The organism is Xanthomonas sp. WHRI 6106 (genome assembly GCF_040202405.1).
Classification (GTDB): Bacteria; Pseudomonadota; Gammaproteobacteria; order Xanthomonadales; family Xanthomonadaceae; genus Xanthomonas; species Xanthomonas cannabis.
The window spans coordinates 1-22,535 of record NZ_JBEGFC010000009.1 but is presented as its reverse complement, the minus strand read 5'-3'; the positions used below and the strand labels follow the sequence as shown (position 1 = coordinate 22,535).

The following is a 22,535-nucleotide window of genomic DNA, read 5'->3' as shown; positions in this document are numbered from 1 at the left end:
GGTACGGTGCGTCAGTGTTCCTGCCGACGCCGCACCCTCATCCGGCGCTACGCGCCAGCTTCTCCCGAGTGGAGAAGGAACAGCTGCAGTGTGCGATCGCTACGAGGGTGCCGGCACCACTTCGAAAACCGCACGTCCTACCGCGTCGATGCCTCAATCGCCGCACTCACATACACCAGCGGCGCGTTCCAGTTGATGGCCACCTCGTTGGTCGCGTAACTGCAGGTGTCATCCAGATACGACAGCGCCGGCAACGTGGACGGATAGGCCACCTTGCAGTCCTTGGCGTCCTGATGGCCCGGCTGCGGGCCGCCGGCCAGCCAGCCCGGCACCGGCGCGGCGATGCCGTCCGCTTCGGAAGGGCGATGGTGGATATGCATCGGCGTGCGCTGGCCGACCCCTGTGACAAACGACAGGCCCAGCGGATTGCGGCCCAGGATGTAATCCAGATGCGACTGCGCGGCATCCAGATACGTGCGCTGCCGGGTCAGGCGATAGCCTTGCAACAGCATCATCGCGCGGTTGAGCACCGCGGCATTGCTGCCCCAGACGAAATCCTTGTCGTTCATCGCCAGCCGCCACGGCGATGCCTGCCACGCATCGGCCAGCTGCTGCGCCAGGCCGGTGACTTCGCGCGTGATACGGGCACGGTCGGCATGCGCGGTCAACGTGTCGCGGTGCGCGGCCAGCGACATCCAGGCCAGTCCGCCCACGCTGCCCCAATTCGGCACGCTGGCCGGCACGTTGCGCGCCAGCATCGCATCGTAGAACTTGTCCTCGCCGGTGGTCACGTACAGCTCCGCTGCTGCCCAGGCAAATTCGTCGTCCACCTGCGCGTCGTCGTAGCCACCGGTACGCACATCGTCGGGCTGGCGATAGATCACACCCGGATGCTGTTGCGCCCACGTCCACGCGGCCCGCGCGGCCTTCAACATGCGTGCCGACATGCCCGGATACTGTTTATCGAAGGGTGCATACACGCGGCTGGCCGCGGCCATCACCGCGGCAAAGTCCAGCGTGGCGGCTGTGGCCTTCATCACCACATAGCGTTGCTGCTTGGCTTGGTCCGGCATCACCAACCCGTCGAACTGCTTGTCGGTGAGCTTGTGGTAGACGCCGCCATCGGCCGGGTCCTGCATGGCCAGCATCCATTCCAGGTTCCACAAGGTCTCCTGCAGGATGCCCGGCACGCCGTGCGCGTCGTCGGGAATGGTCAGGGGCTTGGCCTTGAACAGCGCCGGATAATGTTCGTAGGCCGCCAGCAACGTGTAGGTGCTGATGCCGGAATTGACGATGTACTTGTTGTAGTCGCCAGCGTCGTACCAGCCCTTGGGCGCACTGATCACGCTGTCGGCCGGGCGCGTGGCCGAGGCCGCGGACGGATGGATGCGCACCTGCGTATCCGGATGCCCGGCCGCACGCGCATAGCGCCCGGCAAACTGCGCCGGCAGCGCGGTACTGGCGCGGTTGAAATAGAACGCCTTCAGCGAGGCATCGACCAACGGCTGGTAGGCATGCGCATCGATGGGGAACGGATCCGATGCCGGCAGCCCGTCGACCTTCAACCGGTAGCTGCCGGCCGCACGCACGCCGGAAAAATCCGCCACCCGCGCCTGCTGCCCGGCCGGCGTCCACAGCGCTGGCGGTTGCAAGGTGCCTTGCAGCACCTTGCGGCCGTGTGCATCTTCGACGGTAAAGCGGTCCGAGCCGATCGCCGCACCCTGTGGTAGCGCGACAACCGCCAGTTTGGTCGAGCCAGGCAGGTACCCGAGCTGGTTGACGCGAATGAGGCCCGGAGCGGCGTCGGCTTCCTGCTGCGCAGAGCAACCTGCAGAAGCGAGCATGAGGACAGTGGTCAGCACAACGTGGCGAATAGTCATGCCTCAATGGTGACGGCGGTGCATCGCGACCACAAGCCCGGACTGCACTCGCAACCAGCCCGAACGGTCAGCAGCCGGCCCTTCCCCAAGCACGCTATCACCAGCGCCAGGTTCGGACCCCTTGCACGGACCAGCACTGAGGTAGCGGTACGTGCGGCCGGTCGTGCGTTTCCGGCCCGCGCTTGCGAATCGCCGCCACCTTCATCGCACCTCGTCGGCGATTCCACCGCATCGGTGCGATCGCTCGTGCACGCCACTGACCCCGACGCGATCACTGGTCGTTTCCCAGCGAAGACACGGTGATTGCCATCGTTTCGGCCAATTTTTTCCGATGTCGCGGATCTACCCTGGCAGCGCCGTGACGAACGGCATCACCGCACCCTTGCGCGGCAGTTATCGATACCCGCATCCGCACGCGGGCACCGCACATGTCGCATCGCGCCTTTCTCTTTCAAGGACCGCCCATGACCATCCAACCGATCACCCACTGCTCCCATGCTGTCCATCTGCATGCGCGCCCAGCCGGACCGCGTTCGCACGCATGCGCATGGCGCGTGTTTGCCGTCCTGCTGTCGATGAGTTTGCTGGCCGTGAGCCAGAGTGCGCTGGCGACACAGCAATGGAATGCCAATGCCAACCAGGCCATCAACAACTGGATCTCGGGCATGTACGCCGACATTGGCGGGCCGCTGCAGACGATCCTCCGGCAATGTCAGCTTGCACCGCAAGCCACGTGCGAGGTCACGATCCAGGCCAATGGGGGCGTCCATACCAGCGCAACCGACGACACGCAGCACTTCACGCTGCGCTTCGCTGGCAACCCCGCACCGTTTGGCGCATGTCACATCTATCCGCTCAACCCAGGCAGCCCAGGCGACAAACGCCTGCAGGGCGCCACCTGCTACGACGCCCAACACAACGGAACCTACTTCAAACTCAATTGACAACGAGGAGTTAGAGCCTATCTCCAGGCTCTGACGCCGCCACCTCGTCCTTGCAAACGGCGGCGCAGGGTGGGCCCGCCCACCCTGCGCCGTTGCGCCGGCCGTCAACGGCCGCGTATCTGCGGTGCGGCGCACGTATGGCGAAACTGCGCGCTCACTGCCCTGGCGTCGCCAGCTGCACCTGCGCCTTGCCCACCGGATTACGTGGGTCGCTGCCGCCGCTGAGCACGTTGCGGCGCTTGTCCCATTCCACGGTCTGCAGGTTGCCCCACACGTGACTGGAGCCGCGGCCGCCCTCGGCGCTGTCGCCGGGCAGTTTGAGGGCGTGGCCCATCGCTTCCAGGCCCTTGGCGGTCTGCGGCGAGAAGGCATCGGTTTCGGCGTCGATGACGTCCGGCAGCCACTGGTGGTGATACCGCGGTAGCGCGCTCACTGCCTGTGCATCCAGGCCTGCGTCGTAACCGAGGATGCCGAGCAGCACCATGGTGATGATGCGGCTACCGCCCGGCGTGCCCAGCACAATGGCCTTGTCGGCCGACTCCATGAACGTGGGCGTCATCGAGCTGAGCATGCGCTTGCCCGGCTTGGGCGCGTTGGCTGCATAGCCCATCACGCCAAACGCATTCGGCGTGCCCGGCTTGAGCGCGAAGTCGTCCATCTCGTTGTTGAGCAGCACGCCGGTGCCCTTGGGGATCAGGCCCGAGCCGTACAGCAGGTTGACGGTCTGGGTGGCACCCACGCGGTTGCCTTCGCCATCGATGATGGAAAAGTGCGTGGTCTCGTCGTCTTCCAATGGGGTGGGATTGCCCGACAGCAGATCGCTGGGCGTGGCCTTGTCCGGATTGATCGTGGCGCGCAGGCCTTGCGCGTAGTCCTTGCTGGTCAGCACGCGCTGCGGCACGTCCACAAAGTCCGGGTCGCCCAGGAAGAAGGTACGGTCGCGGTAGGCGCGGCGCATCGACTCCACCACCAGATGGGTGCGGTGCACGTCATCGAGCTTGTTCACGTCCCAGCCTTCCAGAATCTGCAGCATGGCCGCCAGCGCGATGCCACCGGAGGACGGCGGCGGTGCGGTGGTGATCTTCCAGCCGCGGTAATCGAACTGGATCGGCGTGCGCTCCTTGACCCGATAGCCGGCGAGCTCGGCGGCCTTCCACTGGCCACCGGCCTGCTTCACGCCGGCCAGCAGCTTCTTGGCGGTCTCGCCTTTGTAGAAGCCGTCGAAGCCCTTGTCGCCGAGCAGCTGCAGCGTATGCGCCAGCTCCGGCTGCTTGAAGATCTCGCCTTCGGCAATGGGTTTGCCGCCGCGCAGATACACCTGCCGCGTGCCGGGGTAGCGCTCCATCACTTCGCGCCGCGAGGCATAGCCTTTGGCCATGCGCGCGTACACCGGGAAACCGTCGGTCGCGATGCGGATCGATGGCGCCAGCGACTGCTTCAGCGGTAGCCGGCCGTGCTTGGTAGCCAGCTCCACCAGCGCCGCCGGCAGCCCAGGAATACCGGCCGACCACGCGCCGTTGACCGAGCGGTCACGGTCCAGTTCGCCTTTCTTGTCGAGGAACTGCGCTTCGGTGGCCGACGCGGGCGCGGTTTCGCGCGCGTCCAGCATCACGTCCTTGCCGGTCTTGGCGTCGTGCAGCAGGAAGAAACCACCGCCACCCAGCCCCGAGCTGATCGGCTCGACCACCGCCAGCGTGGACGACACCGCAACCGCGGCATCGAATGCATTGCCGCCCTCGCGCAGGATCTGCAGGCCGGCATCGGTGGCCAGCGCATGGCCGCTGGCGATCGCCGCGCCAGGCGGATGCGCGGCAACCGGTGCGGTGCTGGCCGCTGCCGACATGGCGCCGTCGGCAGACCACACAGGCGGTGCCAGCACTAAGGCCAGCAACAACAGGCCGCGCAGGGAGAGACGTGGGGAGAAAGTGCTCACGGGGCGGGAGGCTCCTGTTCGTACAGTTCGGGATGATCGCGCTGCAACTGCATCAGCTTGGCCAGCAATTGATCATGGGTTTCCGGAATGTCCGGATCCGGGTCGATGCATTCGACCGGGCACACCACCACGCATTGCGCTTCGTCGAAATGGCCCACGCACTCGGTGCAGCGTGCCGGGTCGATGACGTAGATGGTCTCGCCCATCGAGATGGCCTGATTCGGGCACGCCGGCTCGCAGACGTCGCAGTTGACGCAGAGCTCGTTGATTTTCAGCGACATATCGACACCACCATGCAATGCGGGGCAGCGCGATTCAACTGCAGGCGCTGGAACGCAACGTACTGCTGCAGGCAGGCGCAGATGGTGCGGATGATGACCACCTGGACAGCGCCTTGCGCGCTGTCCGGCGCCGGCCTGACACGGCCGGCTCCGGTGACGTGCGGAGTCAGCATGTTGCTGACTCCACACACGGCGGCCGGGTGCGCCCTCCCGCGCATCCGGCCTGGTACGGCATTACTTGGCTTCAACGAAGGTGTATTCCACGCCCTTGGGCTGGACGATGGTCTGCACGCGGGCATTTTCGGCAGCGTCGCCGATGAACAGCACGCGCACGCCCTTCATCGAATCCGGCTGCACGTCCTTGAACGCGGCGTCGATCAGGTCGGCCATCTTGGTGGACGCGGACGAACCGAAGGCCAGCATGTTGCCTGGCTGCACGCCACGTGCCAGCGCGGTCTTGACGCTTTCCAGCTGACGCTCGTAGCTGCCGGCGAACTCGGCATCGGACTCCGGCGGCAAGTAGTACAGGAACGGGCTGTTGGTGGTGGCGCCCAGGTTCTGGCCGACCACTTCCTGCAGGTACTTCTTCCAGCCGGCGTTGTCGTCCTTGGCCGGTGCCTTCAGCGGCGCCGGTGCGGCAGCGGCGGTCGGCGCCGGCTCTTCCTTCTTGCAGGCGGTGACCGCCAGTGCGGCGATCGAAGCGAGCGCCAGAGCGCGCATGGTGTGTTTCATGAAACTCCTCCCTTTGAAATGCATGTGGTGATGTAACTGCAAAAGCTCAGGCCTGCGCGCGGGATTCGCGCACCTGCCGCAACGCCTCGACGACCGAGGCCGGAACGAAGCCGGACACATCCCCGCCCAGACGCGCAATCTCGCGCACCAGCGATGAGGAAATGAAGCTGTATTGCTCGGCCGGGGTCAGGAACAGGGTTTCCACCTCCGGGATCAGATGGCGGTTCATGCTGGCCATCTGGAATTCGTATTCGAAGTCGGACACCGCACGCAGGCCGCGCAGCAGCACGCCGGCGCCCATGTCGCGCACGAAATGCGCCAGCAGCGTGTCGAACCCGCGCACCTCCACGTTGGCATGCGCGGCCAGGGCTTCCTGCGCCAGCGCCACGCGTTTTTCCAGCGGCAGTGCCGGGCCCTTGGACGGGCTGTAGGCAACCCCCACCACCACGCGCTCGAACAGCGGCGCGGCGCGGTTCACCAGGTCGATGTGGCCATTGGTGATCGGGTCGAAGGTACCGGGATAGACGGCGGTGCGGCTGTTGGCCACGCTCATACGGAAACTACCGGGGTCGGATCGCTCTTCAGTGTAGCAGCGGCCCGGCGGTACAGCGCATAGCGCACCTCCCGGGTGCCGCCCTCGCGGTGCAGGTGCCAGCCGGAAGGCAGCGGGGGCACGCCGTCGGCGGGCGCTTCCAGGTACAGCCAGGCCTCGGCAACCAGATGCCGGGGCAAGCGGTCCAGCACGCCGGGCCACAGCCCGGCGGCGAACGGTGGGTCGACGAACACGATGTCGGCCTGGGCCGGCGGGGCGCGCTCCAGCCAGCGCAGCGCGTCGTCCTGCAGTACCTGCACCTGGCCGGCGGCATCCAGCTTGCTCACATGCTCGCGTAGCCGCTGCGCCAGGCCCGGGTCGCGCTCGATCAGGGTGGCATGTGCGGCGCCGCGCGAGACCGACTCCAGCCCCAGCGCGCCGGAGCCGGCGAACAGGTCCAGCACGCGCGCACCAGGCAGGCGCGGCATCAGCCAGTTGAACACCGTCTCGCGGACGCGGTCGCTGCTAGGGCGCAGGCCTGGCAGGTCGGGCACCGCCAGTCGCGTATTGCGCCAGCGCCCACCCACGATGCGCACCTGGCCTTCCGCGCCGCGCGGCGCCGGCCGCGCCGGGCGGCTCATCGCCGCGCGCCCGGCGTGGGCAGGCAATGGCGGCGTAGCGAGGGCACGAGTGGCGGCATGGGTCGGGGCGCGGTCAATGGCCGTCCATGATACCGCTGTGGCTGCCGTTCCCGTCCCGCCCTGCCCGCCGATGCACCACACATTCGGGCACGCCTGCCTTGAAAAAATCCGCCGATGGCCTCATCCCCCAGGCCATCGGCCGCGGTGCGGCCTGGACCACCATGGAGCACGACCCCAATGACCGTTGATACCGACAAGCAGACGCTGGGCTTCCAGACCGAGGTCAAGCAGCTGCTGCAGCTGATGATCCATTCGTTGTACTCGAACAAGGAAATCTTCCTGCGCGAGCTGGTCTCCAATGCCGCCGACGCCGCCGACAAGCTGCGCTTCGAAGCCCTGGTCAAGCCCGAGTTGCTGGAAGGCGGCAGCGAGCTGCGCATCCGCGTCGACTACGACAAGGACGCGCGCACCGTCACCATCGACGACAACGGCATCGGCATGAGCCGCGAGGATGCGGTGTCACACCTGGGCACGATTGCAAAGTCCGGCACCGCTGATTTCCTCAAGCACCTGAGCGGCGACCAGAAGAAGGACGCCAATCTGATCGGCCAGTTCGGCGTGGGTTTCTATAGCGCCTTCATCGTCGCCGACCAGGTGGACGTGTACTCGCGCCGCGCCGGCCTGCCTGCCAACGAAGGCGTGCATTGGTCCTCGCGGGGCGAAGGCGAATTCGAAATCGCCAGCATCGACATGCCCGAGCGCGGCACCCGCATCGTGCTGCACCTGAAGGAAGGCGAAGAGTCGTTCGCCGACGGCTGGACCCTGCGCAACATCCTCAAGAAGTATTCCGACCACATCGGCCTGCCGATCGAAATGCGCAAGGAGCACTACGGCGAAGAGGCCGACAAGCCCGCCGAACCCGAGTGGGAATCGGTCAACCGCGCCAGCGCGTTGTGGACGCGGCCCAAGTCCGAGATCAAGGATGAGGAATACCAGGAGTTCTACAAGCACGTCGCGCACGATGCCGGCAACCCGCTGGCGTGGAGCCACAACAAGGTCGAGGGCAAGCTGGAATACACCTCGCTGCTGTTCGTGCCCGGCCGCGCCCCGTTCGACCTGTACCACCGCGATTCGGCCAAGGGCCTGAAGCTGTACGTGCAGCGCGTTTTCATCATGGACCAGGCCGAGCAGTTCCTGCCGCTGTACCTGCGTTTCATCAAGGGCGTGGTGGATTCGTCAGACCTGTCGCTAAATGTGTCGCGCGAGATCCTGCAGTCCGGCCCGGTGGTGGACTCGATGAAGTCCGCATTGACCAAGCGCTCGCTGGACATGCTGGAGAAGCTGGCCAAGGACAAGCCGGACGACTACGCGACGTTCTGGCGCAACTTCGGCCAGGCATTGAAGGAAGGCCCGGCCGAAGATTATGCAAACCGCGAAAAGATCGCCGGCCTGCTGCGCTTCTCCTCCACGCATGACACCACCGGCGCGCAGAGCGTGGGCCTGGCCGATTACGTGAGCCGTTTGGCCGAGGGCCAGGACAAGCTGTATTACCTCACCGGTGAGAGCTACGCGCAGATCAAGGACAGCCCGCACCTGGAAGTGTTCCGCAAGAAGGGCATCGAAGTGCTGCTGCTCACCGACCGCATCGACGAATGGCTGATGAGCTACCTCACCGAATTCGACGGCAAGTCGTTCGTGGACGTGGCACGCGGCGACCTGGACCTGGGCAAGCTGGATTCGGAAGAAGACAAGAAGGCGCAGGAAGAAGTCGCCAAATCCAAGGAAGGCCTGGCCTCGCGCATCAAGGCCGCCCTGGGCGAAGACGTAGCCGAAGTACGCGTCTCGCACCGCCTGACCGACTCCCCGGCCATTCTGGCCATCGGCCAGGGCGATCTGGGTCTGCAGATGCGTCAGCTGCTGGAAGCCAGCGGCCAGGCCGTGCCGGAGTCCAAGCCGGTGTTCGAGTTCAACCCGGCCCACCCGCTGATCGAGAAACTCGATGCGGAACAGGACATGGACCGGTTTGGCGATTTGAGCCGGGTGTTGTTCGACCAGGCCGCCTTGGCCGCCGGCGATAGCCTCAAGGACCCGGCCGGGTATGTGCGGCGGTTGAATAAATTGTTGTTGGAGTTGTCTGCGTAAGCGGCAGCTGCACTGGGTGTCATCCAAAGACCGGCCTGCGCGCCGGTCTTTTTTTTGCACATGTTGGCAGGCACTCGACATCGCGTCCCTACCGCATGCCATCGACGCTGGCCAACCGCCAGAATAGGTGGCATTGCGATCTGTACTCGACCAGGCGGTCGCGGCGCAGCGAGACTGCGGCCAACTTGCTCATCGCAGAGCGCTGTGGATCGTCAACAAAATTCCAGCTTGCGCTTGCGAGGCTATCGCTGGAGCAGTTGCGACGTGCTGTTGGTTGCCAGTTGCAGACCGTTACGCATCGAGGCGAGTTGGTGGTGACTGTTGCGGAGGATTCCGTGGCTAGGCGGTGAGTTTATGCGGTGCGATGGATTGTCTTGGGGGCTTGGCCTGCGTACCCTCACCCCAACCCCTCTCCCGGGGGAGACGGGCTTCCTCCCTGCGATGGTTGCTTATGATTCCTTGCTGGTTGTGCGCTTGCGGTGTGTCATCTACGCCTGACGCAGCGCGCAGGTAACCGCAGCAATACGGTGGTCTGTGCCTTGATCACGCCGACTCCAGCACCCAACACCCAAACGCCGGCCCTGCCGAATAACCGGTTTCCGGTTCAATGCGGATCTGCAGGGTGGCGCGACCTGCTACCGCTGCGGGTAAGGCGTAGTCCACGTCGACGAAATCCAGGCCGCGGTTGCCGTCCAGGCGTTCGTTGGCGATGAGTTCGCCGTCGGCGAGGATGCGGAAGCGGCGGCGGGTTTCGTCGCCCCAGTAGCGTAGGCGCAGGATGCGGGCCTGTGCGGTGTTGCGCACAGTGAAGGCGATGAAGCCGCCGGTGCGGGCGTCGCGGCCGGCGCGGCGGCGGTAGCTGAGTGCGTAGGAGCTTCCGCTGGTGAGTGCGTGGGCTTTTTCGGAAGTGTCGTCGCCAAGCGCAACGTGGTCGAGCGCGCGGGTATCCAGGGCTTTTTGCCGTTGCGCGTTGGCGGCCTGTTCGGCCTGGCGTTGTTGCCAGGCGGCGGCGTCGCGGTGTTCCAGGTACACCGCGCTGCGGCGGTCGAACTGGGCGTAGAACGGGGAGAAATGCCATCGCTGGGCGCCGTCGGCATACGCGTAGTGGCCGTGTGCCGGCAGTGGCTGCAGGCGTTGCAGCACCTCATCGCCGCCCACCAGCGCGGGGGTCTTGGTGCTCCAGGGCTTTGCGGCGTCGCCAAGGTCGGCGGCGAGTACCAGCGGGCCGCGCATGAGCGCCACCCACGCCGGGTCGTCCGCTGTGGGTTCCAGGCGCAGCGGCATGTCCAGCTGCAGGGACACGTTGTCGCCAGCCTTCCACACCCGGGTGATGCGCAGGTAGCCGTCCACCGGTTGCAGGGTCTGCAGCTCACCGTTGACCTGCAGCGTGGGCCCACTGGACCAGCCGGGCACGCGCAAGGCCAGCGTGCGTGCCTCCGCTGGCGCGTGGTCGATGCGCAGTGCGACCTGGCCTTGTTCGGGCAGCGTGCTGTGCAAGGTCAATGCGAAGCCGGCGGCATCGCGCACGGTGGAGGGCACATACAGATTGACGTACACGCCCTGCCCGTCTTCCCAGTAGATCGAGTCGCCGAATTGCGCGTGCGCCTCCATGCCGCTGCCGACGCAACACCAGAAATCGTCGAACGGGGACGACCAGGCGCGCGCTTCGCCGGCCAGCAGCGGTGTCATGTAGGTGAACATGCCGGTGCGCGGGTGCTGCTGCGCCATCACGTGGTTGAGCAAGGTGCGTTCGTAGTAATCGAAGAATGCCGCCTGCGGCCCCCATTGATACAGATGCCGGGTGAGCTTGAGCATGTTGTAGCTGGCGCAATGCTCGCAGGTCTGCTCGGTGACGAATTTCGAGATGCTGTCCGGCTGCTGGAAATATTCGCGGTCGCCGTTGCCGCCGATCACATAGGTGTGGTGGTCGGTGACGGTGTGCCAGAAGAAGCGCGCTGCGGCGCCGGATGCGGCATCGCCGGTCACTTCGTACTCGCGTGCCAGGCCGATCAGTTTGGGGATGTTGGTATTGGAATGCTGGTGCACCAGTTCGTCGCGCTGGGCGATGAGTGGGTCGAGCACGGCGTGGTGATGCAGGCGCTGCGCCAGCGCCAGCCATTGCGCGTCGCCGGTTTGCACATGCAGTTCGACGAACGACTCGTTGAGGCCGCCGAATTCGCACGACAGCACTTTTTGCAGCTGCGCATCGTCGAGTGCAGAGAAAATGCCTTGCAGATACCCTGCCAAGTCCACCGCGACCTGCAGCGCTTGCGCGTTGTCGCAATGCGCATGCACGTCGAGCAGCCCGGCGAACAATTTGTGCCAGGTGTATAGCGGCGCCCAGCTACCGTTGAGATAGAACGGCGCCGGGTCGATCTTGCCGCGCTTGAGTTCGTCGAAGACCGCACGCCCGCTTTCGATCTGCCCTGCCGCGTTCTTGCGGGTGAAGCCGGCCACATAGCCATCGCCGGCATGCGCCTGGCAGCGGGCCAGTTCGCTGACGATGTAGGCCGCGCGCGTGCGGCATTGCGCATCGCCGGTTTGCGCATGCATCAGCGACAGTGCGCTGAGGTAGTGGCCGAGCGTGTGCCCGGCGATGGTGTCCGCTTCCCAGCCGCCATAGGCGGGCGCCTTGGGATCGAGGCCGGCGTACAGCACGAAGTTGTGCAGCAGGCGGTCCGGCTGCAGGCGCATCAGATAACGGCGATTGGTATTGAGCGCATCCAGGAACAACGACGGCGTGAGCCTGACCTGGGCCAGTGGCACTGCGCGTACGCTGCCCGGTTGCGCAGCGCTGGCCTGGGCCGGGAACCGCAGGAAGCCAGCGGCAACCGCCAGACTGCTCCAGGCCAGAAAACGCCGCCGCGACACATTCAGTGCGTGGGCGTCGGTCGATTCACTTGCAGGCATCTCCGTCATGGGCTCAGCTTAGCTCCTGTCGGCACGCACGGACTGCGCGCACCATTGCAACAAAGGGCTGTGCAGCCGCGCAACTACTCTCGCTGCACAGGTGTGCCGCACGCGACCGATTAGCCCCGGACACATCCCATAGCAACGACACCGCCGCACTCAAAACTTCACCGTTGCGCGCGCCCAGTAGAACCGACCCAGCAAATCGTAGGTCGCCACGTCGGTGTTCGCATTACCCACGTTGTTGGAGTAATACAGCGGCGGCTGCTTGTTGGCGATGTTGTCCACGCCCACTTCAAAGCGCGTGTGCCACGGCTCCACGTTGTAGCCAAGCTGCAGGTTGTTGTAGACGTAGGCGCCAATGTTGCGCACCACGGTCGGCTCGCTGGAGTCGGCCGAGAGGCTCTGGTCCGGATCCGGATTGCCGATGGCGGTGTGCCCCACATAGCGGATGCGCCAGGTGGCGCTCCAGTCGTCCAGTGCCCAGCTCAGCGTGCCCAGTGCGCGCCAGCGCGGGAAGTTGCCGTAGGCCTGGGTGTAGCGGCCCACATTGTGGATGGTGACCGAGCTGGGGTCGGTAGTGTCGGGCAGCACGTCGTAACGGGTGAGATAGGTGCCGTTGAGGCCGGCAGTGACATTGCCCCACGCAGTTGTCGGCAAGCGATAGGTCAGGTTGAAGTCCATGCCCTTGGCCCAGAGCTTGCCCAGGTTGACGGTGGGCTCGGCGATGTAATTGATGGTGCCATTGCCGTTGCGATGGATCAGCGGGCAGAACGCGCTGGACGGATTGGCGAAGCATTGATTGAGCACCGTCTGCGCCGACACCGTGGTGATGGTGTCTTCCAGGTCGATGCGCCACCAGTCCGCGCTCAGCGACAGGCCGTCGATCCAGTGCGGGTCGTACACGAACCCCACATCGTACGACTTGCCGGTTTCCGGCCTGAGCTGGTAGCCCGCCACCGCCGCACCAGACACCTTGCCCGACACCTGCCCGTCCGATTGCTGGTAGCTGCCATCGGTGGGCACGTTGGCGCAGGCTACGCTGTTGCCACCGGTGTAGCCATTGCAGGGGTCGTTGACGGTCGCCGCATCGCCGGCCACGCCGGCATACAGCTCGTTGATGTTGGGCGCGCGAAACACCTGCGACACGGTACCGCGTAGCAGCAGGTTTTCGATCGGGCGGTATTCCAGCGACAGCTTGCTGTTGGTCTTGCTGCCCACCGAGCTGTAGTCGGAAAAGCGCGTGCCCACGGTGATGTTCAACGCGTTGATGCCGGGCAGATCCTTGAGCAGCGGGAACAGCGCTTCGGCATAGGCTTCCTTGACATCGAAACTGCCGCTCAAGGTGGACGAGCAGAACTCGATCACCCCGCACAGGCCGTCTTCATCGCCGGTCCACAGCGGGTCCGAGGCCGTGGTGGAGCGCTCCTTGCGGTACGAAATGCCGGCCGCCAGGCTGGCCGCTCCGGCAGGCAGGTCGAACAGGGTGCCGTTGGCATTGGCCTCGAACTGCTTGACCGTGTACACGCTGGTGACGATGGGATTGACCACCATGCCTTGCAGGGTCGCAAGGTTGGCGCTGTCGTTGAGGTTGAAGAAATTCAGCGGCGTGCAGCCGGCAATCGCTGCGCCCGCGCTGCCGCACTTGACCACACCATCGCTGTCCAGGAACGACGGGCCGATGGCCTGATTGAACGCGGCATAGTCGAGAAAGCCGTTGTTGATCGACTTCTGCTTGACCTTGCCGTAGTTCAAGGTGGCATCCCATTGCCAGGAGCTGTCGCCGAAGCGGCCGCGCAGGCCGGGGCTGATCTGGAAGTTGTAGGTGTCGTATTGGTAGCTGCGATTGCCCAGCACGGTGGCGCGCGTGTTGAGGTCGTTGTAGGAGGTGCCGGTGCCGCGATCGGTGCCGAAGTTCACGCCAAACGGGTTGTAGTAACTCTGCGCCGACACCAGGATGTTGTCGCCGTTGGAGAAGATCGGAATCGGCGCGATGATCGAGGCCGATTCGGTTTTGCTGAACCAGGTATTGACGTAGCCCTCGACGCTGTCGCTGAAGCGATAGGTGCCCAGCAGGAAGGCATTGGTGCGCTTTTGCGGCGTTTGCAGCAGGTTGAACGGCTGGTAGTTGTAGGAGTCTGCGCTGGCGTTGTAGCAGTGGAAATCGCCCGGACCGGCGTGCCCGCTGACGCCGCTGTTGAGGGTGACGCGCCCGCAGCCATTGGACTGGGCGAGCAGCAGCGATTGCTCCGAGCCATCGTTGAAGTTGACCGTGCCGCTGGGCGTGGCGGACGAGCCCTGCTTCACCGGTTGGCCATTGGTCAAGGCGAGCGCGTCCCTGGAGTAATCGCGCGCCGCTGCCGACACCGGGTCGATGTTGTGATAGGACAAACCGCCGATCAGGCTGCCGCGCTCCCAGGTCTTGCCGGTGGTCAGGGCGAAGTTGCGGCGGTTGCCATCGCCTTCGCTACTGGTGCCGAAGTCGCTGCTGAACTGCACGCCGTCGAAGCGCGTGCGCAGGATGAAATTGACCACGCCACCGATCGCATCGGAGCCGTACACCGCAGACGCACCGTCGCTGAGCACTTCGATGCGTTCGATCATGCTGGACGGAATGGCGTTGACGTCGTTGTAGGCCAGCCGGATACCGTTGACCAGCACCAGGGTGCGTTTGTCGCCCAGGCCGCGCAGCGAAATGGCGGATGCACCGGTGCCGCCGCCGTTATTGGTGTACGGGTTGGTGGCGTTGCCGGCGATGGAGGGCAGCTCCTGCAACAGATCGCCGACGGTCGCCTTGCCGGTGGCGGCGATCTGTTCCTGGCTGACGGTGACGACCGGGTTGGCGGTCTCGGTATCCACGCGGCGCAGGCGCGAGCCGGTGACCACCACGCTATCCAGGGTCTGCGTCGCATCGCCAGCGGTCGCCTGCTGTGCAGACACCGGCGCGACCGCACCTGCCGACAACGCCAGCAGCAACGCGGTGGTGAGCATGTTCGGCAATGGCCGCACGGTGGCGCCGCAGGTGCGAGAGAGAGGCAACGGCATTATCGGCATGCAAGGCTCCTGAGTCGTACAGCAGGCGAACGATGGGCAACACACGCCCGTGCCGGCGTATCGCGGCGCAGGTCGAGGTGATTGGCAGACGCACGACGCAGCGAAACCGCTGCTCACGCCGTATTGCAGACACGCGGACAATCTGCGGCACAGGCGATCGAAAGATCGCGCTGCAACGCGTGTTGCCAGGAAGAATTTGATTCCGCACTGAAGGCGCCCATGCGCTTCAGTTTCATCAGCTGGTCACAATGTGCCTGTGCGCACGCGCCACGTCTTGTCGCATTTGGCGACAGCGCGTGCGGAAAACAGCATGGTTCGCAAGTGAACCATCGTGCGCCGTTGGCGCGAACGCGCTTCAGTCCGCAATCGCACGCACACTGATGTGCAGTGATTGCCGGGGTTGCAAACGTGCGAGAGGCCATTGCAACGGGGCGCAAGGATCACCGGCAAGATGGCCGCTAGCGCTGGATGCTGATGCAGCATGCGACGGTTGAGGTACGACGAGGTACACGCGTGTCCTCGTGAAGAGCGGGCCAGGAGCCACTAGTACTCACGGTGCAGCATCGGCAGCGCCGGCACCGGGGGCATGCTTCGCTTTGACGGCCACTGTCTTTTATTCCTATAAGGCATGCGCGGCATCGTGGGTGCTGGCGCACCGGCGGGGCCGCACCGATTGCAGTGCCGGCGGTCGGGCATATCGGACGGTCAGTGGTTGTGCGAATGGCGCCATGCTGCACCGCACGGCGACGCAGCTCCGCCGGGCTGGCGCGCGGTGCCGTGCCTCAGCCGTACCACGCCTTCACCCTGACCGTTGCCGCGCGTGCGGGCAGCGCCACGCGGTCAGCATGCGGACCTTGCAGGCGCGCCGGTGTGTCGTCGATGAGCACGCGCTGCAGGCGCGTACCCGCTGGTGCACGCAGGGTCAGCCAGGTGCGTTTGGGTGCACGCGCGGGTAACTGCACCTCTGCATCGATACGCCGCGCGGCCACGTCGGTCTGCAGGCTCAGCGTGACCGTGCCCCAGCGCGTGGGCGCCGCGGTGATGCCGACGTGTGCACCACTGCCCAGCCACGCACGTGGCAGCGCGCGGGCAAGGAACAGCTGCTCGCCCGCGCTGTCGTCGCTGACCAGCATCCAGCGCAGCAGCAGCGGAATGGTCATTTGCGCCGGCATGCAGAACAACGGCATGCCACCGGTGATGCCACTGACCTCGCCTGCCGTCCAGCTGCCGCGCGTGTGCACCTGGTAGCGGTGGGCGTAGACGAACAGCAGGTACTCCTCGATGCGATCCAGCCGCAGCAGCTGCTGCGCATAGCCGTAGGAGATGAAGCCGAGCAGATCGCGGCTGCCCGGTTCCGGCGGCGCGATATTGGCCACCACCCCGATGCTGGTACCGCCATGGCCGCGTAGGCAATCGACCACCAGGCTGGCCAGATCGTCCGGCAGTACGTCGGCCTGTAGCAGCTCGGCATAGGCACGATGCGGCCATTGCTGTTCGCTGGGTTTTTCCTGCAGCAGCGATTGGCGGAAGGTCAGTGTGGTGCCAGGCAACGGGCCCACATACGGTGGCGAGAGGTTGCGGCGCACGTTGGCACGCAGGCTGGCTTCCAGGCGCGCGCGCAGTTGCCTGGCGCGGCGCTGCCACTGCGTTGCCTGGCCAACATCGCCGCCGAGCGTCCTCCACACCTGCGCGATGTCTTCCCAACCCCGGATCGTCAGCGCGCTGTTGGCGTAATACGGCTTCCACCACAATGATGGATCGGGAAACAGGCAGGCATCGGATTCGTTCCAGCCATGCAGCAGGCCATGCCCGTGCGCGGTGCGCGGCAATGCCAGTGCCTGGTCGTGGAGATCGCACAGCACCTGTGCGGTGGCGGCAATCTTGGGCAACACGCGCCGCAGCCGTGGCGCATCGCCGGTGTAACGCAGGTAGCGCGCCAGCAGCGACAAGGTCAGCCCGAACTGGCCGACCTCGGGCCCACGCATGTTCGGCAAGCCATCGTCCTGCACGAACTCGTCGAAGTAGTTATCGAGCACCGCCGCCGCCTGCGCGAAGCGGCCCCACTCCAGGTTGGCGTAGAACGAACTGGTAAACGTGTCCTGGAAGCCGTCGTACTCGTTACCGTAGTAGTCGCGCTCCACCGCACCGTACTTGGGATAATCGCCACCCGGGCGCACCACCAGCTCGCGTGCGAACGCGAACTGCGCCATGTCGTTCCAGCTGCTATCGGGCAGTTGCACCTGCACGGTACCGTCCAGCGCCTGCTGCCAGTACGCGGCGAAATCGATCAGTGCCGCGTAGAACTGTTCGGCAGTGGCGGCGCTGCGCGATGGCGCAAATTCGGGGTAACTGTGCGTGTAATGCACCGCCACGATTTCGCCGCCCCGCACCTGCATCGTGCGGTGCCAGGTCTGCACCACGAAGCGATCAGTGGCGCGCACATCGGCAAACACCAGCACGTCGTACCAGGCATCGGGCTCGCCGTCGCGGCGCATGACCTTGCGCGCCGCCGGCATCCAGCCACCCAGCATGCCTTCTTCGCGGCGCTTGATCAGCGCTTCCTCGCCCAGCTCGGTGAAGGCATGTTCCGGACGCGAGGTGCGGCTGCGGCCGTTGGGCAGGATCGGCATGGTGTCCAGGCTTTCGCGCGTGCCGACGAAGGTGGTCCACGGCCAGCGGCCGCCGTTGTCCTTGGGGTCGAGCAAGGACGCCGGCGGCGGCGCCACATCGCGCACCTGTGCCTCATCCGGGTCGCCATCGCGCAGCAGGCGGTCGGCGAGCAGATCGGCCTCGGCCATCGCCACCTCGGCCAGCGGCATGCCGAAGTAGGGCTTGCCCTCTGCCGGATAGGCCGGCTCGGTGCGTTTGTCCAGGCGCAGCATGCCGCTGTCGGTCCACAGCGTCAGCGCACCCTGTGGGTCGTCGAGATGCTCGTAGATGGTCCAGTCCTGCTGCAGGTGCCGAACACTGCAGAGCTTGTTGCCCACGTGCGCTGCCGAGGGCAGCGGCTCCAGCCGCGGCGGTGCCGGCGGAGGGGGCAACGGTGCAGCCGGGGGGACGGCCTGCGCCGCCAGCGCTGCGCCGGTGCCGAGTGCCGCGGTTGCGGCCACGCCTTGCCGCAGAAAGCTTCTTCGATCCATCGTCGCGCCCTTGAGTGATCAACCCGCATCGTGCGCGCGCCGCCCCTCGGCGTCTTGTGGCACAGGTCGGGTGCGCGTGCGGAACTCTGCACACCGCCGATGCACGGCAGGGCTGCGCAGGCGCTTGCCGATGCAGTGCGTGGCAGTGCGCACAGGACGATGGCGCTGTCGCAGGATCTGAGGCGCTGCTGCAGCACGCTGGCCTGGCTGCAACGCTGCGCGCACCGTTTGCCAGTGGCGCCACCGACGGGCGTCTTGCTTCGCCTGGCGATCGAGCACGTGCGTCGGCAAGGCGCTACGCAGACGGTGCATGCGCTTTACTGTCACGCGGATGGCGGTGCAGGCAGGCTGGGCCGTGGTTGCGCCTGGCGGCAGCCGACCTCCACCACCGGCCTGCCGCGCGCAGTGCAACGCCCCCTCCCGATCGAGAGCCATCCTGCATGCATACCATTCTCCCCGGCAGTGAACGCCAACCCGTGGCCTCCACGCTCCAGGCAGGGCCACCGCCGGGGGATGAGCGCCTGCGCGTGCTGCTGGTGCTGCGCATGCCGGCGCTCAACGCCGCCGCCGAGGTCTTGCTGCAGCTGCAGGCAGGGACCCTGCCGGTGGCATTCTCGCGTGAGGAATTCAGTGCGCGCTTTGCGGCCAGCCAGGCCGATCTGCAGGCGGTTGCGCAGTTCGCGGCCAGCTACGGGCTCAGGGTGGAGCGCGCGCATGCCGATAGTGGCAACGTCATCCTGGAAGGCAGCGTGCAGCAGTGCGAAGCCGCTTTCCAGGTGAGCCTGCGTGAGTATGTGGACGGCGCAACGCGATATCGCGGCCGCACCGGCCCGGTATCGATCCCGCAGACGCTCGACGGCATCGTCACCGGCGTGCTGGGGCTGGATGCGCGCCCGCAGGCGCAGACACTCCCCGCTGCACCCACGCCCGCGCCCACACAAGCGGCGCCCCAGGCACCCACGCCACCGGCGGCACCGGCAGAAGGCGACGCGCCGATCATGCAGTACACGCCGCCGCAACTGGCCCAGCTCTACGGCTTTCCCGAGCACGACGGGCACGGGCAATGCATCGGCATCATCGTGCTGGGCGGCGGTTACACGCGTGCACAGATGCAGACCTACTTCGCGCAGCTGCGCCTGCCCATGCCCACCCTGGTGGATGTGGTGCTGCCGGGCGCCGACAATGTCGCCGGGACCGGCGCTGACGATGCCGATGTCGAAGCGCAGATGGATATCCAGATCGCCGGTGCCATCGCACCGGGCGCCAAACTGGTGATCTATTTCGCCCCCAATACCGACAACGGGTTTCTCGAAGCGATCAATGCCGCCATCCACGATACCGAGCACGCGCCCGGCGTGATCGGCGTCAGCTGGGGCTTCACCGAAGCGCAGTGGACGCCGCAATCGCGCCAGGCCTACGACTGCGCGTTTCAGGCAGCGGCGTTGCTGGGCATTACGGTGTGCATCGCCGCCGGCGACGACGGGGCCAGCGATGGACAGCCTGGCTTGAACGTGTGCTTTCCAGCATCCAGCCCGTTCGTGCTGGCCTGCGGCGGCACCCGGCTGCAGGTCACGGCGGACAGCGCCAACGAGCAGGCGTGGGCCAACGGCGGCGGCGGACAAAGCAGGTTTTTCGCACGCCCGGCCTGGCAGAAGGATCTGCGCCTGACCGATGCGCAGCACCAATCTCGCCAACTGCGCATGCGCGGCGTTCCCGATGTGGCCGCCAACGCCGATGCGCAGACCGGTTACTACCTGTTGATCAACGGGCAGCCGGCGGTGATGGGCGGGACCAGTGCCGCCGCACCCCTATGGGCGGCCTTGCTGGCACGCATCTATGGTGCAAACGGAATGCAGCCCCACTTCGTGCTGCCGCGCCTGTACGGGCGACCGGATGCGTTCCGCGACATCGTTGCCGGCGACAACGCCGGCTTCCGTGCATCCGCCGGCTGGGATGCCAACACGGGATTGGGCGTGCCCGACGGCGCACGCCTGACCGACGCGCTGCGACCGGACCGAGAGCGCCGCGGGTGATACCGCGGGCGGCCGTCACGGCGCACAGGGCCAGCACCAACGCCCGCGTCTAGGCGTGGTGACTGCCGCCGCAGTCGCCGCTCCCCTCTCGGCTCTCTGCAGGTTTGCCTGACGCAGTCGCAGACACAGGCGACTTTCGCGCGGCGCGTACCACGCGGCCGATGTTTTAGCGTCAGGCAAGCGGGTGGTCCTCTGCCCACGCTATCGCCCCCTGCCATTTGACCGCATGACTTTCCGGCCGGGCCCGATGCCTGCTGCCTCGGGCACACTCACCGCACGTCCACTGCCGCGGCGTGCGCTTGCGGCAGCGCGGACATGCGCCTTCCACAAGGAACGTCATGCAGATTCCCTCCTATCCCAAAGCGGGCGGCGGCGACACAGCCGATGCACGTTCCGCTCCATCACCGCTTGTGCCCACTCGCCTGCGACGTCGCGTGCGGTGGTCGGCGGTGCTCATGCTTATCATGCCCTGCATCGCACAGGCACAGGTGGACCTGTCGCAACTGGATGCAGAGATGGCCGCGCCACGCACGCAGGTGCTGGTTCTTGGCAGCGTGCACCTGTCGCAGTTACCCAAGGGCAGCGATGTCTCTGCCGCGCGCCTGCAACCGTTGCTGGACCGGCTGGCGGCCTACAAGCCCACCATCATCACGACGGAGGATCTTTCGGGCGAAACCTGCGATTTGATGCGCAGACATCCCATGGTCTATCTGCCGGAAGACACCACCACCTATTGTCCGGACACCAGCGAGGCTGCGCGGGCCACTGGTCTGGATCTGCCAACCGCCATTGGCCAGGCGCGTACCGCACTGAAGTCCTGGCCGGACACACCGACGGCGGCACAACGTCGCCAGCTGGCGGCGTTGTTTCTTGCCGCGGGCGATCCCTCCTCTGCCCTCGTGCAATGGCTGCAGCTGGCGCACGCAGAGCAGCACGCCGGAGACGGGTTGGATGCCGCGCTGGTCGCACACTTGCGCAAGGCAGAGGACTACCCCAACGAGAGCAACCAGACCGCCGCGCGGCTGGCAGCACAGCTTGGTTTACAGCGTGTGTACCCGGCCGACGATCACACCGGCGACAACGTCGATCTGGGCGATCCGGCGGCCTACGGCAAGGCAATTCAAGCAGCCTGGGACAAGGCCGCGCCGCGAGCACGTGCCATGCGTGCGCATGAAGACACCCTGGCTGGCGAAGGCAGACTGCTGGAGCTCTACCGCGCGATCAATCTACCAGCCAGCCAGCAGTTGGCCATCGCGGTGGATTTTCGCGCCGCATTGAGCGAAAGCTCGACGCAGCACTATGGTTATCGCTACGTCTCCGGTTGGGAAATCCGCAACCTGCGCATGGTGTCCAATGTCCGCGCCAGCTTTGCCGACCAACCCGGTGCACGCGTGCTTGCAGTGGTCGGTGCCATGCACAAGCCCTGGTTCGATCAGTGGCTAGGCCAACTACAGGGCGTGGATGTCGTGGACGCAGCGCAGGTGTTGGGCAGTGACGAGCAATGACGGCGATGAGTACCACGATTGCAGCATGACGCTTTTGGTCAAGTGCACAGTGACGTCATTGCGTCTGAATTGCAGCAAATACCGCAGCGTCGAGGGTGGCGTCCTCACCGCTCGTGGGGCCGTGGGCGGCATGGATGCCGCGCCAGAGCTTATAGGGACGTACTTACAGCGTGTCCTGCGATGGTGGGTGGGCAAGGGCTCTGCAGCACACGCAAGACGTCGAGGGCGCGGTGCCCTCACCGCTCGCGGGACACGCCGTAAACCCATCCATGGGGGCTCCGTGGCGGCATCCATGCCGCCAAGGGTCCCGCAATCGGTGAGGACACCGCACCAGACAGTTGGCTGTTGGTTTTGTCGAAGAGCAAAGAACCGCGTCGCCAGCTCGCTAGTCGCTGTTGAGATCCATGCAAACCGACCATCTCGACTGGTCCTTGTCCGCTCACCGTCGCGGGACCTTGAGCGGCATGGATGCCGCGCCAGAGCCGCCAGGGACGGATTCACGGCGTGTCCCGCGATGGTGGGCGGGCAAGGCCCTGCAGCAAACGCAAAGATGTCGAGTGCGCGGTACCCTCACCGCACCAGATAGTTGGCTGCCGCCTTTACTGAAGAGCGGAATCAGCGCACCGGACAGTTTGCAGGCTGTTTTATTGAAAACTCTACGCACCGACCAACTTGACTGGTCCTTGCCCGCCCACCGTCGCGGGACCTTGAGCGGCATGGATGCCGCCACCGAGCCTTATCTGTTCGGAATGTGGCAGCGTAGGTGTCGAGAGCCGGCGTGGGCTGCCGTATGAGCCTGGATCTGAGC

General features: G+C 65.7%; 14 protein-coding genes. 4 read left to right on the top strand and 10 right to left on the bottom strand.

Features of this window, described 5'->3' with window-relative positions; genetic code table 11:
- Nucleotides 1-137: 137 nt before the first annotated feature.
- Nucleotides 138-1,880, bottom strand: coding sequence for a glycoside hydrolase family 9 protein (locus ABQZ09_RS13655; protein WP_349777131.1), 1,743 nt, complete (start codon nt 1,878-1,880; stop codon nt 138-140).
- 464 nt (nt 1,881-2,344) lie between these two features.
- Here ABQZ09_RS13655 and ABQZ09_RS13650 point away from each other — a divergent pair, with 464 nt between their 5' ends.
- Nucleotides 2,345-2,824 (top strand): hypothetical protein, encoded by a 480-nt coding sequence (locus ABQZ09_RS13650; RefSeq protein WP_349777130.1) that lies wholly within the window; start codon nt 2,345-2,347, stop codon nt 2,822-2,824.
- 154 nt (nt 2,825-2,978) lie between these two features.
- Here the strand turns inward: ABQZ09_RS13650 and ggt are convergent, their stop codons facing one another.
- The 6 genes from ggt to rsmD all read right to left on the bottom strand — a co-directional run bounded on the left by ggt (nt 2,979) and on the right by rsmD (nt 6,943).
- Nucleotides 2,979-4,757, bottom strand: a complete 1,779-nt coding sequence (ggt, locus tag ABQZ09_RS13645; protein WP_349777129.1) for a gamma-glutamyltransferase — start codon at nt 4,755-4,757, stop codon at nt 2,979-2,981.
- Entirely contained in the window at nt 4,754-5,038 is a 285-nt protein-coding gene (locus ABQZ09_RS13640; RefSeq protein ID WP_029220241.1) for a YfhL family 4Fe-4S dicluster ferredoxin, read from the bottom strand. The genes ggt and ABQZ09_RS13640 overlap by 4 nt, the downstream gene beginning before the upstream one ends.
- Nucleotides 5,029-5,211 (bottom strand): hypothetical protein, encoded by a 183-nt coding sequence (locus ABQZ09_RS13635; RefSeq protein WP_228314571.1) that lies wholly within the window; start codon nt 5,209-5,211, stop codon nt 5,029-5,031. Before ABQZ09_RS13635 ends, ABQZ09_RS13640 begins: the two co-directional genes overlap by 10 nt.
- A gap of 61 nt (nt 5,212-5,272) precedes the next feature.
- On the bottom strand, nt 5,273-5,770 hold the full coding sequence (locus ABQZ09_RS13630) for a hypothetical protein (protein WP_047697971.1): 498 nt from the start codon (nt 5,768-5,770) through the stop codon (nt 5,273-5,275).
- A gap of 46 nt (nt 5,771-5,816) precedes the next feature.
- Complete coding sequence (gene coaD, locus ABQZ09_RS13625) at nt 5,817-6,323, bottom strand: pantetheine-phosphate adenylyltransferase (RefSeq protein WP_039410764.1); 507 nt, start codon at nt 6,321-6,323, stop codon at nt 5,817-5,819.
- The gene (gene rsmD, locus ABQZ09_RS13620) at nt 6,320-6,943 is read right to left on the bottom strand and encodes a 16S rRNA (guanine(966)-N(2))-methyltransferase RsmD (protein WP_184554888.1); all 624 of its coding nucleotides are present in this window, start codon (nt 6,941-6,943) and stop codon (nt 6,320-6,322) included. Before rsmD ends, coaD begins: the two co-directional genes overlap by 4 nt.
- Before the next feature lie 237 nt (nt 6,944-7,180).
- Between rsmD and htpG the strand changes: the two genes are divergently transcribed.
- Nucleotides 7,181-9,085 (top strand): molecular chaperone HtpG, encoded by a 1,905-nt coding sequence (gene htpG / locus ABQZ09_RS13615; RefSeq protein WP_349777128.1) that lies wholly within the window; start codon nt 7,181-7,183, stop codon nt 9,083-9,085.
- 543 nt (nt 9,086-9,628) lie between these two features.
- Here htpG and ABQZ09_RS13610 read toward each other — a convergent pair.
- The 3 genes from ABQZ09_RS13610 to ABQZ09_RS13600 all read right to left on the bottom strand — a co-directional run bounded on the left by ABQZ09_RS13610 (nt 9,629) and on the right by ABQZ09_RS13600 (nt 18,189).
- Nucleotides 9,629-12,004, bottom strand: a complete 2,376-nt coding sequence (locus tag ABQZ09_RS13610; protein ID WP_349777127.1) for a beta-L-arabinofuranosidase domain-containing protein — start codon at nt 12,002-12,004, stop codon at nt 9,629-9,631.
- A gap of 150 nt (nt 12,005-12,154) precedes the next feature.
- Nucleotides 12,155-15,049, bottom strand: coding sequence for a TonB-dependent receptor domain-containing protein (locus ABQZ09_RS13605; protein WP_349777126.1), 2,895 nt, complete (start codon nt 15,047-15,049; stop codon nt 12,155-12,157).
- A 782-nt stretch (nt 15,050-15,831) separates the two neighbouring features.
- Nucleotides 15,832-18,189: a Tat pathway signal protein gene (locus tag ABQZ09_RS13600; RefSeq protein WP_349777125.1), complete on the bottom strand. Its 2,358-nt coding sequence runs from the start codon at nt 18,187-18,189 to the stop codon at nt 15,832-15,834.
- Nucleotides 18,190-18,629: 440 nt separating this feature from the next.
- Between ABQZ09_RS13600 and ABQZ09_RS13595 the strand changes: the two genes are divergently transcribed.
- Together ABQZ09_RS13595 and ABQZ09_RS13590 are read left to right on the top strand one after the other, a co-directional pair.
- Nucleotides 18,630-20,222 carry a S53 family peptidase gene (locus ABQZ09_RS13595; RefSeq protein WP_349777124.1) on the top strand — a complete coding sequence of 531 codons (1,593 nt, stop codon included), beginning with the start codon at nt 18,630-18,632 and terminating at the stop codon, nt 20,220-20,222.
- A 455-nt stretch (nt 20,223-20,677) separates the two neighbouring features.
- Nucleotides 20,678-21,727 (top strand): DUF5694 domain-containing protein, encoded by a 1,050-nt coding sequence (locus tag ABQZ09_RS13590; protein WP_503019121.1) that lies wholly within the window; start codon nt 20,678-20,680, stop codon nt 21,725-21,727.
- The last annotated feature ends 808 nt before the right edge of the window (nt 21,728-22,535 follow it).